Source organism: Rubrivivax gelatinosus, assembly GCF_016583785.1.
In the GTDB taxonomy this organism is placed as follows: domain Bacteria; phylum Pseudomonadota; class Gammaproteobacteria; order Burkholderiales; family Burkholderiaceae_C; genus Rubrivivax; species Rubrivivax gelatinosus_B.
The window spans coordinates 1-14,528 of sequence record NZ_NRRU01000074.1 but is presented as its reverse complement, the minus strand read 5'-3'; the positions used below and the strand labels follow the sequence as shown (position 1 = coordinate 14,528).

Below are 14,528 nucleotides of genomic sequence, written 5' to 3'. Positions count from 1 at the left end.
ACGCGCCGGGAGGCGCCAGCTACAGAATGCGCCGCGGATGCGCCATCGACTCGTGCGCGGCATGCAGCCGCCGCACCAGCACGCTGATGAAGGCCTGGTCGAAGCGGTGGCGCGTGTCCACCGACAGCTGGCCCAGCGTCTGCGGCGTGAACGCGATGCTGGTCAGCGGCTCCGACACCAGGATGTCGGCGCTGTGCGTGCGCAGGTCCTCGCTCGGCGCCAGGTAGGCCATCTCGCCGACGGAAGTACCCGTGCCCAGGCGCGCGACGCGCTGGCCGTCGCGGTAGACGTCCACCTGGCCGGCGGCGACGATGTGGAAGGTGTTGCCGGTGTCGCCCTTGCGGTACAGCGCGTGGCCGTACGGGAACCGCTGCCACTTCGCGCGGTGCACCACTTCCCAGAGCTCGACGTCGCCGAAACGCGAGAAGAACTCGAGCTTGCGCAGCAGGCTGAAGCGCTCGGAATCGAGCACGTGCTGGGCGTGGCCCTGCGGCACCTCGCGGTTGGCGACGAGTTCCGAGAGCGCCTGCGCGAACGCCGCCCAGTCGGCCGGCCTGTCGTCGCGCTTCTTGGCCAGCGAGCGCAGGATCAGCGCCTCGAGCTTGGCCGGCACGCCTTCGCGCAGCGACTGCAGCGACGGCGGCTCGGCGCGGTAGATCTGGTGCATCAGCGCCGGCTGCTGCTGGGCGTCGAAGGGCGGGCGCCCGGCGATCAGGTGGAACAGCACCGCGGCCAGCGAATAGATGTCGGCGCGGCAGTCCAGCGTGTCGCCATCGAGCTGCTCGGGCGACATGTAGGCGAGCGAGCCGACGCGGTAGATCTGGGTGCGCTCGGTGTCGAAGTTGAAGACGCTGCCGAAGTCGGTGATCTTGACGTCGACGACCTGATCGCCGTCGAACACCGCCAGCAGGTTGGCCGGCTTGACGTCGCGGTGGATCAGGCCCTGGCGGTACATGTAGTCCAGGGCCATCGCGCACTTGAAGCCGATTTCGACGATCTGCTCCAGCGGCAGCAGCGCGTCGGCGCGGCAGAAGCGGCGCAGCGTCGCGCCCGGCACGTACTCCATCACCAGATAGGGCGCCTGGACGTCGGCGACGGCGTCGAGGATGCGCACCACGTTCGGGTGCTGCAGCCGGCCGACGAGCGCGGCCTCGGCGGCGAAGAAACGCTGCTGGAAATGGCTCTCGCGCGAGTCGGCGACGACGGCCGGGCGCACGCGCTTGATCGCGACGTCCTCCTCGCGGAAATCATCGCGCGCGCGGAAGACCTCGCTGGTCGCGCCTTCGCCCAGACGCTCGAGCACGCGGTACTTGCCGATGCGCTCGGGCAGTTCCGGATCCAGGAACGGGGGCGTCGTGGTGGTGGCTTCTGGCATCTTCATGCGCCGGGTGGATCCGGCGGCCGATGTTGCCACCTTCGGCAGCAGCCCGCGACACTGAAGCCACCCCAGCCCCAAAAGTAGAATCGGCCGATGATCCAAGCGAAGCAAGAGCTGCTGCAGGCGCTGGCCGTGGCGCTGGGCGAACTGGCCCCCGGCGCGGCCCCCGTCGCCGCGTTCGAGTCCCCTAAGCAGGCCGCCCACGGCGACCTCGCCGTCACCGCCGCGATGGCGCTGGCGCGCACGCTGAAGAAGAACCCGCGCGAGCTCGGCCAGCAGCTCGTCGCGCTGCTCGAGCAGCAGCCGGCGTTCCAGCGCTGGGTGCAGGCGATCGAGATCGCCGGCCCGGGCTTCATCAACCTGCGCCTGAAGCCGGCGGCACGCCAGGCCGTCGTCGCCGAGGTGCTGCAGGGCGGCGAGGCCTTCGGCCGCAAACCCGCCAGCGGCCAGCGCGTGATGGTCGAGTTCGTCTCGGCCAACCCGACCGGGCCGCTGCACGTCGGCCACGGCCGCAACGCCGCGCTCGGCGACGCGCTCAGCAACCTGCTGGCCGCGCAGGGCCACGAGGTGCTGCGCGAGTTCTATTACAACGACGCCGGCGTGCAGATCCAGACGCTGGCGCTGTCGACGCAGTGCCGGATCAAGGGCCTCAAGCCCGGCGACGACGGCTGGCCCGAGTCGGCCTACAACGGCGACTACATCGCCGAGATCGCCGCCGACTTCGTGGCGAAGAAGACCGTGCAGGCCGACGACCGCACGTTCACGGCCTCGGGCGACCCCGAGGACCTGGCCGGTATCGCCCAGTTCGCCGTCGCCTACCTGCGCCGCGAGCAGGACCTGGACCTGAAGGCCTTCGGCGTTCGTTTCGACCACTACTACCTCGAGTCGAGCCTCTACGCCGACGGCCGCGTCGAGGACACCGTGCGCCGCCTGGTCGCCGCCGGCAAGACCTTCGAGGACGGCGGCGCGCTGTGGCTGCGCAGCACCGAGTACGGCGACGACAAGGACCGCGTGATGCGCAAGTCCGACGGCAGCTACACCTACTTCGTGCCCGACGTCGCGTACCACATCGCCAAGTTCCAGCGCGGCTACACCCAGGTCATCAACGTCCAGGGCACCGACCACCACGGCACCGTGGCGCGTGTGCGCGCCGGGCTGCAGGCGGCGGGCGTCGGCATCCCGGCCGGCTTCCCCGACTACGTGCTCTACAAGATGATCACGGTGATGAAGGGCGGCCAGGAGGTGAAGATCTCCAAGCGCGCCGGCAGCTACGTGACGCTGCGCGACCTGATCGAATGGACCAGCCGCGACGCGGTGCGCTTCTTCCTCAGCAGCCGCAAGTCCGACAGCGAGTTCACCTTCGACATCGACCTGGCGCTCAAGGCCAACGACGAGAACCCGGTCTTCTACGTCCAGTACGCCCACGCCCGCATCTGCTCGGTGCTGGCGCAGTACCAGGGCACGGCCGACTTCGAGCACGCCGACCTGGCGCTGCTGACGGCGCCGTCGGAGTACGCGCTGATGCTGCAGCTGGCCGCCTACCCCGGCATGCTGGAGCGCGCCGCCGCCGACCTGGCGCCGCACGACGTCGCGTTCTACCTGCGCGAGCTCGCCGCCGCCTTCCACAGCTACTACGGCAGCGAACGCTTCCTGGTCGACGACCCGGCGCTGGCACGCTCGCGCATGGCGCTGCTGGCCGCGACGGCCCAGGTGCTGCGCAACGGGCTGGCGGTGCTCGGCGTCTCGGCGCCGGAGTCGATGTCGCGCGAACTGCCCGCGGCCGCGGAGTCCCAGGCATGAAGCACCAGCGCGGCGGCTTCGCGCTCGGGCTCATCGTCGGCCTGCTGGCCGGTCTGGCGATCGCGCTCGCGGTGGCGCTCTACATCACCAAGGCTCCGGTGCCCTTCATCGACAAGGTGCCGCAGCGCACCGTCGAGCAGGACAACGCCGAGGCCGAACGCAACAAACGCTGGGACCCGAACGCGCCGCTGGCCGGCAAGCAGCCGTCGCTGCCGGCACCGGCGTCGGCCGCAACCGACGGAGCTCCGGCACCCGCGCCCGCGCCCGCGCCGGTACCCGCCTCCACGCCGACCCGGGCCGCGAGCCCCAGCCCGGCACCGGCGGCGCAGCACGGCACGACACGCGATCCGGCGGCCATCCTCTCCGGGCAGTCCACCGAGAAGGCGGCTGAAGCGTTCGTGTACTTCGTGCAGGCCGGCGCGTTCACGCGCGCCGAGGACGCCGAGCAGGAGCGCGCGCGCCTCGCGATGCTCGGCTTCGCGGCCAAGGTGAGCGAACGCGAGCAGGCCGGCAAGACGATGTTCCGGGTACGCACAGGCCCCTACGCGACACGCGAAGAGGCCGAAGGCGTGCAGGGGCGGCTGCAGGCTGCCAGCATCGACGCCCGGCTGGTGCGCGCCGAAAAACCGTGATCACGGAACCCGGCGCCCATCGCGCCGGTCCACGTCCCGTCAACGATCACTCGAAAGGACTCACATGAAGCGGCGCGATTTCTCGATCCACCTGGCCGGCACGGGCCTCGGGCTGGCGCTCGCCGGCTCCGCCCGGGCGCAAGGCGGGCCGGTCGAGGGCACGCAGTACGTGCGGCTGCAGACGGCGGCGCCGGTCTCGCTGCCCGAGGGCAAGAAGGTCGAGGTGGTCGAGTTCTTCTGGTACGAGTGCCCGCACTGCTACGAATTCGAGCCGCTGCTCGATTCCTGGAGCAAGCGCGTGCCCGCCGACGTGGCGTTCCGGCGCGTGCCGGTGGGTTTCACCGCGCGCCACCAGATCGGCCAGAAGATCTTCTACGCGCTCGAGGAGATGGGCCAGGTCGGCGCGATGCACCGCAAGGTCTTCACCGCGATCCACGCCCAGGGCAAGCGCTTGCTGTCGGAGTCGGACATCGTCGCCTTCATGGTCGCCAACGGCCTGGACGGCGCCAAGTTCACCGAGTCCTTCCGCTCGTTCAGCGTCGCGACCAAGGCCAACCGGGCGAAGCAGCTGTCGGAGGCCTACAAGATCGACGGCGTGCCGGCGATCGGCGTCCAGGGCCGGTACTACACTTCCGGCGCACTGGCCGGCGGTCACGACCGTGCGCTGGCCGTCGCCGACTACCTGATCGGCCGCGCCCGCCAGGGCGCTTGAAGCGGCCGCAGCGCCGGGTCTTGATCCGGCGCATCGCGCACGCAACACCGGGCAGCAGGCGCTGTCCGCCGGCACGAACTTGCGGATAGAATGATTGCAAGTTTCGTGCCGAATATGACGCCCAGCCCCCAATCGATACGCCGAGCCGCCGCCCTGATGCTGGCGCTGCTCAGCAGCGCCGTGTGGGCCGAACGCGCCGACCGCGAGCGCCAGATGGTGGTCGAAGCCGACCGACCGGGTTCGGTCGACCTGCAGCGCCAGGTGGTCGAGTTCAACGGCAACGTCGTCATCACCCAGGGCACGATGGTCATCCGCGCCGACCGCGTCGAGTTGCGCGAGACCCAGGCCGGCTACCGCGCCGCCACCGCGATCGGCACGCCCAGCCACCAGGCGAGCTACCGCCAGAAACGCGACGGTGTCGACGAGTTCGTCGAGGGCGTCGCCGACCGCATCGAATACGACGGCCGCGCCGACACGCTGCGTTTCGTCGGCAACGGCTCGGTGCGCCGGCTGCGCGGCGCGATCGTCGCCGACGAGATCACCGGCTCGCAGATCGTCTGGGACGCTTCGGCCGAGACCTTCAACGTCGCCGGTGGCGAGACCACGCCGGCCAACCCGAGCGGCCGCGTGCGTGCGGTGCTGAGCCCGCGCAGCGACGCCGCCGCGCCGGCATCGGCGCCGGCATCCGCGGCGCCGCTGGCTCCGGCCCGCACGCTCGGGAGCAAGCGCTGATGGACGTCGCGGCCACGACCAGCCGGCTCGAAGCCGAACACCTGCAGAAGAGCTACGGCGCGCGCCGCGTCGTCAAGGACGTGCACCTGTCGGTGGCGGCCGGCGAGGTCGTCGGCCTGCTCGGGCCCAACGGCGCCGGCAAGACGACCACCTTCTACATGGTCGTGGGCCTGGTACGCGCCGACGAGGGCCAGATCCGCATCGACGGCCGCTCGGTCGAGCGCCTGCCGATCCACCAGCGTTCGCGCCTGGGGCTGTCCTATCTGCCGCAGGAAGCCTCGATCTTCCGCAAGCTCACCGTCGAGGAGAACATCCGCGCGGTGCTCGAGCTGCAGCTCGGCCCCGACGGCCGGCCGCTGAAGGCCGCGACCATCAACGAGCTGCTGGACAAGCTGCTGCACGACCTGTCGATCGAGAAGCTGCGCGCCTCGCCGGCGCCGGCGCTGTCGGGCGGCGAACGCCGCCGCGTCGAGATCGCACGCGCGCTGGCGACACAGCCGCGTTTCATCCTGCTCGACGAGCCCTTCGCCGGCGTCGACCCGATCGCCGTCATCGAGATCCAACGCATCATCGCCTTCCTCAAATCGCGCGGCATCGGCGTGCTGATCACCGACCACAACGTGCGCGAGACGCTCGGCATCTGCGACCGGGCCTACATCATCAGCGAAGGCAGCGTGCTCGCCGAAGGCACGCCCCAGGCCATCATCGAGAACGCCGAGGTGCGCAAGGTCTACCTCGGCGAAAATTTCCGCATGTGACATGAGCCCCCCCCGTAGCGCCTTCGGCGCTCCCCCCCAGGGGGGCGCCTCCAGCGGACCGGCGGAGCCGGATCCGCGGCGGCAGCTTGGCAAACGCCGCCTGTTCCCATGAAGCCGTCCCTGCAGGTCCGCCTGTCGCAGCACCTGGCACTGACGCCGCAGCTCCAGCAGTCGATCCGCCTGCTGCAGCTGTCGACGCTGGAGCTGCACCAGGAAGTCGAGCAGATGCTCGAGCAGAACCCCTTCCTGGAAGTCGACGAGGAGGCGGCGACGCCTTTCGACGCCGTCGCCGAACGTGCCGCGACCGACCGTGTCGCCGAGCGCGAGGAATCCACCGACGCCGCCGCCGAACCCGCGGTGGCCGAGGTCAGCGGCGACGATTTCGGCACCACCGAACGCGACGACTGGGAGAACGGCACCGAACGCGACGACTTCGACGGCATCCGCGAGACGCCGCCGTCGGGCGTCAGCGACAGCGACGACGAACTCGACGCGCAGGACCGCCGCGCCGGCACCGGCACGCTGCAGGACCACCTGCGCGCGCAGATCGCCGGCATGCGCCTGTCCGGCGAGGACCTGGCGGCGCTGCACGTGCTGATCGAGTCGCTGGACGACGACGGCTACCTCGCCGACCCGGTCGAGGAGATCGCCGCGCGCCTGGCCGAGATGCTCGGCATCGAGGACGAGGAAGAGCGCGAGCAGCTGGCCGAACGCCTGCAGTGCGCGCTGCGCTGGCTGCAGAGCCTGGAGCCCACCGGCGTCGGCGCACGCTCGCTGTCCGAATGCCTGACGCTGCAGCTGCGGCGCCAGGCGCGCTGCGAAGCGCGCGAGGTGGCGATCCGCATCTGCGAGCACCACCTCGAGCTGCTCGCGCGCCGCGACGTCAAGAAGCTGACCGCCGCCACCGGTGCCGGCGAGGACCTGCTGCGCCAGGCGCAGACGCTGATCGTCGGCTGCGAGCCCAAGCCCGGGCGGCCGTTCTCGCCGGCCGAGTCCAACATCATCGTGCCCGACGTCGTCGTGCAGAAGGCGGGCCGCGGCTTCAAGGTGCTGCTGAACCCCGACGTGATGCCCAAGCTGCGCATCAACGACCTCTACGCCCAGGCGATCCGCGGCCAGCGCGGCAACAGTGCCGGCGGGCTGTCGTCGCGGCTGCAGGAAGCGCGCTGGTTCATGAAGAACATCCAGCAGCGCTTCGACACCATCCTGCGCGTGTCCAAGGCCATCGTCGAACGCCAGAAGGGCTTCTTCACCCACGGCGCGATCGCGATGAAGCCGCTGGTGCTGCGCGAGATCGCCGACGAACTGGGCCTGCACGAGAGCACGATCTCGCGCGTCACCACCGCCAAGTACATGGCGACGCCGCAGGGCACTTTCGAGCTGAAGTACTTCTTCGGCAGCTCGCTGAACACCGAGGCCGGCGGCAACGCGTCCAGCACCGCGGTGCGTGCGCTGATCCAGCAGCTGGTGTCGGCCGAGGACAGCGCCAAGCCGCTGTCGGACAGCCAGCTCTCGCAGATGCTCGAGGAGCAGGGCATCCAGGTCGCGCGCCGCACCGTCGCCAAGTACCGTGAAGCGCTGAAGATCGCACCGGCCTCGCTGCGCCGCGCCATCTGATCCTCCGCCTGCGCTGCACTACAGTGCGGCGTTCCACCGCCCGCGCCGCCTCACCATGACTGTTTCGCTGTTCCTCCCCTGCGCCGGCGGCGTCGAAGCCCTGCTGGCCGAAGAAGCCGCCCGCATCACCGGCCGCCCGACCGAAGCCACACGCGGCGGCGTCTGGGTCGACGGCGACGAACGCGCGGCGATGGCGCTGAACCTGGAAAGCCGGCTCGCGCAGCGGGTGCTCTGGCCGCTGGCCGACGGCGCCTACCACGACGAACACCAGCTCTACGAACTCGCGCGCCGCGTGCCCTGGGGCGACTGGATCACGCCGCGGCAGACGCTGCGCGTCGACGTCGCCGCCCAGCGTTCGCCGCTGAAGAGCCTGAATTTCGCCGCCCTGCGCGTGAAGGACGCCGTCTGCGACAGCCTGCGCGAAAGCGCCGGCGAACGCCCCAGCGTCGACACCCGCCACCCCGACCTGGCGCTGCAGCTCTACGTCGGCCCGGAACACGCGACGCTGTACGCCGACACCTCGGGCGAGGCGCTGTTCAAGCGCGGCTGGCGCGACGAACGTGCCGGCGGCGTCAAGGGCGAGGCGCCGCTGAAGGAGACGCTGGCCGCGGCGATGCTGGCCGCCGCCGGCTGGCACGGGCGCGCAGAAGACGGCGCGCTGCTCGACCCCTGCTGCGGCGCCGGCACGATCGCGATCGAGGCCGCGCAGATCGCCTGCGGCATCGCCCCGGGCATCAAGCGCCGCTTCGCGTTCGAACGCCTGCTGCCGTTCCGCGACCAGCTGGGCGCCTGGCGCGAGCTGCAGCAGGCGGCGCGCGACCGGGTGCATGCGCCGGCGGTGGCGGTGTTCGCCGGCGACGTGAGTTTCCGCATGACCGACTTCGCGACGCGCAATGCGGCCAGCGCCGGCGTCGGCCAGGCGATCACGTTCAAGACCGCCGACGCGCTGCAGCGCCCGGCGCCGGCCGCACAGGGCACGCTGATGCTGAACCCGCCCTACGGCGAACGCATCGCGCCCAAGGGCAGCGGCAGCAGCCGCGCCGACGCACCCGGTGCGGCGCGCGAAGGTTTCGACGGCGGCGGCTCGTCGGCCGAATTCTTCGGCGCGCTGGCCGGGCACTGGAAACGCCAGTACGCCGGCTGGACCGCCTGGGTGCTGAGCCCGGAGATGAAGCTGCCCTCGCTGATGCGGCTGAAGGAGAGCCGGCGCGTGCCGATGTGGAACGGGCCCATCGAATGCCGGCTGTTCCGCTTCGACATGGTCGCCGGCTCGAACAAGGAGGCCGCATGAAACAGCTGCGCATCGATTTCGTCAGCGACGTCGTCTGCCCCTGGTGCGCCGTCGGGCTGGCCGCGCTGGAAAGCGCGCTCGAACGCCTGGCGGGCGAGGTGCAGGCCGAGATCCACGTGCGGCCGTTCGAACTCAACCCCGACATGGCGGCCGAGGGCGAGGCCATAGACGAACACCTGCAGCGCAAGTACGGCGGCGCACCCGAGCAGTTCGCCGCGGTGCGGCGCACGCTGGCCGAACGCGGCGCGGCGGTGGGGTTCAGCTTCGGCGAACGCACGCGCATCTGGAACACCTTCGACGCCCACCGGCTGCTGCACGGCGCTTCGCTGCAGGGCCGCGGGCTGGAACTGAAGCGCGCCCTGCTGGCGGCTTATCACGGCGAAGGCCGCAACCCCGGCGACCACGCCGAGCTGGTGCGCATCGCCACGTCGGTGGGCCTGGACGCGGCCTGGGCGGCGGCGCTGCTGGCCAGCGACGAACACGCCGAAGCCGTGCGCACCGAAGAACAGCGCTGGCTCGCGCTGGGCATCCACTCGGTACCGGCGGTGGTGGTGAACGAACGCCACCTGATCTCCGGCGGCCAGCCGCCCGAGGTCTTCGAGCAGGCGCTGCGCGAGATCGCCGCCGAAGGCTGATCAGCCGGCGCCGCGCGCGATCGGCGCCAGCCGGTCGAACCAGGGTGAGTCAGCCTCGAGCTCGGCCGCCAGCTGCAGCAGCGTCGCCTCGTCGCCGATGCGGCCGACGGCCTGCACACCCAGCGGCAGGCCTTCGGGCGTCCAGTGCAGCGGCAGGTTCATCGCCGGCACGCCGGCCAGGTTGGCGAGCTGGGTGAAGGGGTAGGGCGCCAGGTTCTGGATGAACAGGCGCTCGACGGTCGCGCCCAGCAGCCCCAGCCGCGCCAGCGGGCCGAGCAGGCCGGTGGCGATCAGCATCGAACTCGCCCAGGCTTGGGCCGGTTTGGGGTCCAGCGTGCCGTGCAGCAGCGCCGGTTGCGCCAGCGTCGGCGTCAGCCAGACATCGTGCTGCCCGAAGAACGCGGCCAGCGTGCGCGCGAACACGTTCCACTGGCCCAGGCTCAGCGTCAGCGCGCCGGCACCGAAACCGCGGCCGTAGGCGGCCATCACGCGTGTCAGCGGCTCGAAGTCGGTGTCGCGTGCACCCTGCGAACGCGCCCAGGCGATGACGGCCGGGATCTGCGCCGCGTACAGCGCGAGATAACACGAGGCCACCGCGGCGCCGTCGATGGCCGGCGCCTTCTCTTCGACCCGGTGGCCCAGCGCCTCGAGCCGGCGCGCGGCGGCGACGACCGCGGCCACGGCCTGCGAGTCCACCGGCGTGCCCAGCGGCGACGCGGTCGAGAACGCCACGCGCAGCCGCGGCAGCGGCCGGTTCAGCGCGGCGACGAAGGGCTCGGCCGGCGCCGCCGCCGCGAAGGGGTCGCCGGGCTCGGCGCCGCAGAGGACGTCGAGCGCAAGCGCGCTGTCGCGCACGCTGCGCGAGATCACGCCTTCGCTGCAGGCGCCGAACCAGACCTCGCCCAGGCCCGGGCCGTTGGAGATGCGCCCGCGCGAGGGCTTGAGCGCGAACAGCCCGCAGGCCGCCGCCGGGATGCGCAGCGAGCCGCCGCCGTCGTTGCCGCCGGCCATCGGCACGACACCCGCGGCCACCGCCGCGGCCGAGCCGCCGCTGGAGCCGCCGGCGTTGCGTGCCGGGTCCCAGGGGTTGCTGACCGGCCCGAAGAGCCGGCTGTCGCTGACGCCTTTGAGGCCGAGTTCGGGCAGGTTGGTCTTGGCGAAGACGACGGCGCCGGCGTCCAGCAGCCGGCGCAGCACCGCGGCATGCAGCGTCGGCACGACACGCTCGAACGCGCGGCTGCCGTAGCTGGTGGGCACGCCGGCGACGTCGGCGACGCTGTCCTTGACGACGAAGGGCACGCCGGCCAGCGCGCCGGCGGGCGCTCGCGCCAGCTGGGCCTGAGCCAGCTCGGGCAGCGGCCGGGTGATGAAGTTCAGCAGCGGCTGCACCCGTTCGGCCTGGGCGCGTGCCAGCGCCAGCAGCTCAGGCGGCGAGACCTCGCCGCGGCGCACCCGTTCGGCCAGCGCGCTGGCGTCGTGGCGCAGGTATTCGTCGTGCCGCATCGTCGCTGGCGGCCTGCGCCGCGGGTCCTGGTGGCGCCGATTCTGACCGGCGCATGCCGGCGCGACAGGCGGTCAGACCCGCAGCCCGGCCCAGGCCAGCAGCGCCAGCGGCGCGGTGTCGGCGCGCAGCACACGCGGCCCCAGCCCGACCGCGGCAAAACCGGCGGCTTCGGCCTCGGCTTCTTCGGCCGGCGACAGCCCGCCTTCGGGGCCGCTCAGGCTGCAGAACGCTGCATCGGCGGCCAGCGCCTCGGCCAGCGGCCGCGCGCCAGGCCTCGGGCTCAGCAGCAGCCGCGTGCCCAGCGCCTGCTGCGCCGCACCGTCGGCCAGCCAGCCGGCCAGCGGCCGCACCGGCAGCAGCTGGGGCACGCGTGTGCGCCCGCACTGCTCGCAGGCGGCAACGGCCACCGCCTGCCAGTGCGCCTGCTTGCGTTCGGCGCGTTCGCCGTCCAGGCGCAGAACCGAACGTTCGCAGACCAGCGGCTGGATGCGCGCGACACCGAGCTCGGTCGCCTTCTCGACCAAAGCGTCCATGCGGTCGTTGGCCGGCATGCCGAGGGCCAGCGTCGCCGCGAACGGCAGTTCACGTTCGACCGCCAGCGGCGCGCCGACGCGCACCGTGACCTCGCTGCGGCCCATCGCCGCGACTTCGGCCGGCCATTCGGCGCCGGAGCCGTCGAACAGCAGCAGCGCATCGCCGGGCTGCAGCCGGCGGACCTGGACGTGGCGCGCGGCGCCGGGGGGCAGCGCCAGCGTCGTGCCGGCGGTCAGCGGGGTATCGAGATACAGGCGTGTGCTCATCGCGGCGCGCAGTGTGCCCGAGGCCGGCAGCGGCGTGCCGCCGCCCGGATCAGACAGTGGCGCCGAGCCGGCGGCAGAAGGCACGTGCGGCCTCGGCGCCGGCGCCTTCCTGGAGTTCGGCGACGAAGCGCAGGGCCAGGCGGCGCAACTCGTCGGGCCCGCCGCTGCGTTCGACGTCGAGCACCATGCGGTAGCCCTTGACCAGGCCCAGCCGCGGGCGCGCCTCCGCCGTCAGCAGGTCGTAGAGCGTGCGTGGTTCGAGCCGCTGCAGCGCGGCGTCGAGCGCGCCTTCGGGCGGCAGCGACGCCGCCGGTGCCACGGCGCGGGCCGCTGCCGCCGCTTCGGCGACATAACCGAGTGCGAGCAGGCGCTCCAGGTCCTGGGCCTGGGCGCCGGCGACGGCGGCCAGCCAGGCTTCGGCCGGACGCGAGGCGTCGACGATCAGCAGCAGGTTGCGCGCCGCACGCGAGAGTTCGGCGTCGCGACGCCGGATCGCCTCGCGGCCGGCGTCGGTCTTGTGCAGACGTACGCTCAACGGGTTCCCCTGGTGGCCCGGTCGCCCGGGGCGCGCGGCGGGCCGCGCCGCGTCAGTTCCGCAGCTCGCGCCGCAGGATCTTGCCTACCGGGGTTTTCGGCAGATCGGTGCGGAACTCGACCACCTTGGGGCGCTTGTAACCCGTGAGATTGGCCTCGCAATAGGCGCGCACGTCGGCCTCGCTGACCCCGGCGTCCTTCTTGACGATGACCACCTTGACCGCCTCGCCGGCCTTGGCGTCGGGCACGCCGATCGCGGCGCATTCGAGCACGCCGGGCATCTGCGTGATCAGGTCCTCGATCTCGTTCGGGTAGACGTTGAAACCCGAGACCAGGATCATGTCCTTCTTGCGGTCGACGATGCGGAAGTAGCCGCGTTCGTCGACCATGCCGACGTCGCCGGTGCGGAAGAAGCCGTCGGCGGTCATCACCTTGGCGGTCTCGTCCGGGCGCTGCCAGTAGCCGGCCATCACCTGCGGGCCGCGCACCGCGATCTCGCCGGCGGCCCCGGGCGCCACCTCGCGGCCCTCGTCGTCGAGCAGGCACATCTCGGTGCTCGGCAGCGGCAGGCCGATGGCGCCGCTGTAGGCCTCGGTGTCGACCGGGTTGCAGGTCACCGACGGGCTGGTCTCGGACAGGCCGTAGCCCTCGCAGATCGGGCAGCCGGTCTTCTCGAGCCAGAGCTTGGCGGTCGCGTGCTGCACCGCCATGCCGCCGCCGACGCTGATCTTCAGGTGGCTCCAGTCGACCTTGTCGAAGTCGGGGTGGTTGGCCAGGGCGTTGAACAGCGTGTTGACCGCCGGGAAGCTGTGGAAGCGGTGCTTGGACAGCTCCTTGAGCGTCGACGGGAAGTCGCGTGCGTTCGGGATCAGCACGTTGCAGCCGCCCATGCGCATCGCCAGCATCATGTTCGCGGTGAAGCCGAAGATGTGATACAGCGGCAGCGCGCAGACGGTGACGATCTGCTCGCCGGCCGGGATCTTCTTCAGCGCCGGCTGGTACCAGGCCTCGGACTGCAGCACGTTGGCGACCAGGTTGCGGTGCAGCAGGATCGCGCCCTTGCTGACGCCGGTGGTGCCGCCGGTGTACTGCAGCACGGCGATGTCGTCGGGGCCGATCTTCAGCGTCGACAGCGGCTTGTTGCGGCCGCGCGCGAGCGCGTCGGGGAAGCGCACCGCACCCGGGATCTCCCAGGCCGGCACCATCTTCTTCACCTTGCGCACCACGTGGTTGACGACCGCGCCCTTGATCAGGCCGAGCATGTCGCCCATCGCCGCGACGATGACCTTCTTCGTCGGCACCGCGTCGTAGACCTTCTGCAGCGTGTGCGCGAAGGTCTCGAGGATGATGATCGCCTTGGAGCCCGAGTCCTTGAGCTGGTGCTCCAGCTCACGCGGCGTGTACAGCGGGTTGACGTTGACGATGACGTAACCCGCCCGCAGGATGGCCGCGACCGCCACCGGGTACTGCGGCACGTTGGGCATCATGATCGCGACGCGGTCGCCGCGCGCCAGGCCCAGCGACTGCAGGTAGGCCGCGAGCGCGCGCGAAGCCTCGTCGACCTCGCGGAAGCTCACGGTGCGACCCATGAACTTGTAGGCCGCGAGCTCGCGGTACTTGGCGAAGCTCTCTTCGAGCAGCGCGACGAGCGACGGGTAGAGCTCGACGCTCACCTCGGCAGGCACGCCTGCGGGGTACTGCTTCAGCCAGATCTTCTCCATGCACCTTGTCTCCGTGGGACGCAGGATTCTGTCGGGACCCTTACGTCTGCGTCATCCGGGATTCCGAGCAGGTCTCACCTGCCCGGGGGGTGGGGGAGAAGCCCCGTGAAGCCGGCCGCATGCGGCCGGCCCGGGTTCACTCGACCGACTTGACCATCTCCTCGACCACCTTCTTGGCGTCGCCGAAGACCATCATCGTCTTGTCCATGTAGAAGAGTTCGTTGTCGAGACCGGCGTAGCCCGAAGCCATCGAACGCTTGTTCACGATCACCGTCTTGGCCTTGTAGGCCTCCAGGATCGGCATGCCGTAGATCGCGCTGCCCTTGACGTGCGCCGCAGGGTTCACGACGTCGTTGGCGCCCAGGATGATCGCCACGTCGGCCTGGCCGAACTCGGCGTTGATGTCTTCCATCT

Annotated in this window: 14 protein-coding genes; 8 read left to right on the top strand and 6 right to left on the bottom strand. The window is 71.3% G+C overall.

Going from position 1 to position 14,528, the window contains the following annotated elements; genetic code table 11:
- Positions 1 to 19 precede the first annotated feature (19 nt).
- Complete coding sequence (locus CKO43_RS17925; protein ID WP_431191964.1) at positions 20 to 1,381, bottom strand: serine/threonine-protein kinase; 1,362 nt, start codon at positions 1,379 to 1,381, stop codon at positions 20 to 22.
- Between the two features lie 90 nt (positions 1,382 to 1,471).
- Between CKO43_RS17925 and argS the strand changes: the two genes are divergently transcribed.
- The 8 genes from argS to CKO43_RS17885 all read left to right on the top strand — a co-directional run bounded on the left by argS (position 1,472) and on the right by CKO43_RS17885 (position 9,555).
- Entirely contained in the window at positions 1,472 to 3,178 is a 1,707-nt protein-coding gene (gene argS / locus CKO43_RS17920; protein WP_200227802.1) for an arginine--tRNA ligase, read from the top strand.
- Positions 3,175 to 3,810, top strand: a complete 636-nt coding sequence (locus CKO43_RS17915; protein WP_200379437.1) for an SPOR domain-containing protein — start codon at positions 3,175 to 3,177, stop codon at positions 3,808 to 3,810. Before argS ends, CKO43_RS17915 begins: the two co-directional genes overlap by 4 nt.
- Positions 3,811 to 3,874: 64 nt before the next feature.
- The gene (locus tag CKO43_RS17910; RefSeq protein WP_200379436.1) at positions 3,875 to 4,522 is read left to right on the top strand and encodes a thiol:disulfide interchange protein DsbA/DsbL; all 648 of its coding nucleotides are present in this window, start codon (positions 3,875 to 3,877) and stop codon (positions 4,520 to 4,522) included.
- A 156-nt stretch (positions 4,523 to 4,678) separates the two neighbouring features.
- The gene (gene lptA / locus CKO43_RS17905) at positions 4,679 to 5,254 is read left to right on the top strand and encodes a lipopolysaccharide transport periplasmic protein LptA (protein ID WP_242481226.1); all 576 of its coding nucleotides are present in this window, start codon (positions 4,679 to 4,681) and stop codon (positions 5,252 to 5,254) included.
- A complete protein-coding gene (gene lptB / locus CKO43_RS17900) occupies positions 5,254 to 6,012 on the top strand; it encodes an LPS export ABC transporter ATP-binding protein (RefSeq protein WP_200227794.1) in 759 nt (252 codons plus the stop codon). The genes lptA and lptB overlap by 1 nt, the downstream gene beginning before the upstream one ends.
- Before the next feature lie 108 nt (positions 6,013 to 6,120).
- A complete protein-coding gene (locus CKO43_RS17895; RefSeq protein WP_200379434.1) occupies positions 6,121 to 7,629 on the top strand; it encodes an RNA polymerase factor sigma-54 in 1,509 nt (502 codons plus the stop codon).
- 55 nt (positions 7,630 to 7,684) lie between these two features.
- Positions 7,685 to 8,920 (top strand): THUMP domain-containing class I SAM-dependent RNA methyltransferase, encoded by a 1,236-nt coding sequence (locus CKO43_RS17890; protein ID WP_200379433.1) that lies wholly within the window; start codon positions 7,685 to 7,687, stop codon positions 8,918 to 8,920.
- Positions 8,917 to 9,555 (top strand): DsbA family oxidoreductase, encoded by a 639-nt coding sequence (locus CKO43_RS17885; RefSeq protein WP_200379432.1) that lies wholly within the window; start codon positions 8,917 to 8,919, stop codon positions 9,553 to 9,555. Before CKO43_RS17890 ends, CKO43_RS17885 begins: the two co-directional genes overlap by 4 nt.
- Here CKO43_RS17885 and CKO43_RS17880 read toward each other — a convergent pair whose 3' ends face one another.
- From CKO43_RS17880 to CKO43_RS17860, 5 genes are all read right to left on the bottom strand, one after another.
- Positions 9,556 to 11,058, bottom strand: coding sequence for an amidase (locus CKO43_RS17880; protein WP_200379431.1), 1,503 nt, complete (start codon positions 11,056 to 11,058; stop codon positions 9,556 to 9,558). It lies immediately after the preceding gene.
- Between the two features lie 72 nt (positions 11,059 to 11,130).
- Positions 11,131 to 11,859, bottom strand: coding sequence for a 16S rRNA (uracil(1498)-N(3))-methyltransferase (locus CKO43_RS17875; protein WP_200379430.1), 729 nt, complete (start codon positions 11,857 to 11,859; stop codon positions 11,131 to 11,133).
- A gap of 49 nt (positions 11,860 to 11,908) precedes the next feature.
- Positions 11,909 to 12,394 carry a hypothetical protein gene (locus CKO43_RS17870; RefSeq protein WP_200379429.1) on the bottom strand — a complete coding sequence of 162 codons (486 nt, stop codon included), beginning with the start codon at positions 12,392 to 12,394 and terminating at the stop codon, positions 11,909 to 11,911.
- A gap of 52 nt (positions 12,395 to 12,446) precedes the next feature.
- Entirely contained in the window at positions 12,447 to 14,114 is a 1,668-nt protein-coding gene (locus CKO43_RS17865; RefSeq protein WP_200227779.1) for a long-chain-fatty-acid--CoA ligase, read from the bottom strand.
- 136 nt (positions 14,115 to 14,250) lie between these two features.
- The coding region (locus tag CKO43_RS17860) for an NAD(P)(+) transhydrogenase (Re/Si-specific) subunit beta (RefSeq protein ID WP_200379428.1) at positions 14,251 to 14,528 on the bottom strand (278 nt) is incomplete at its 5' end.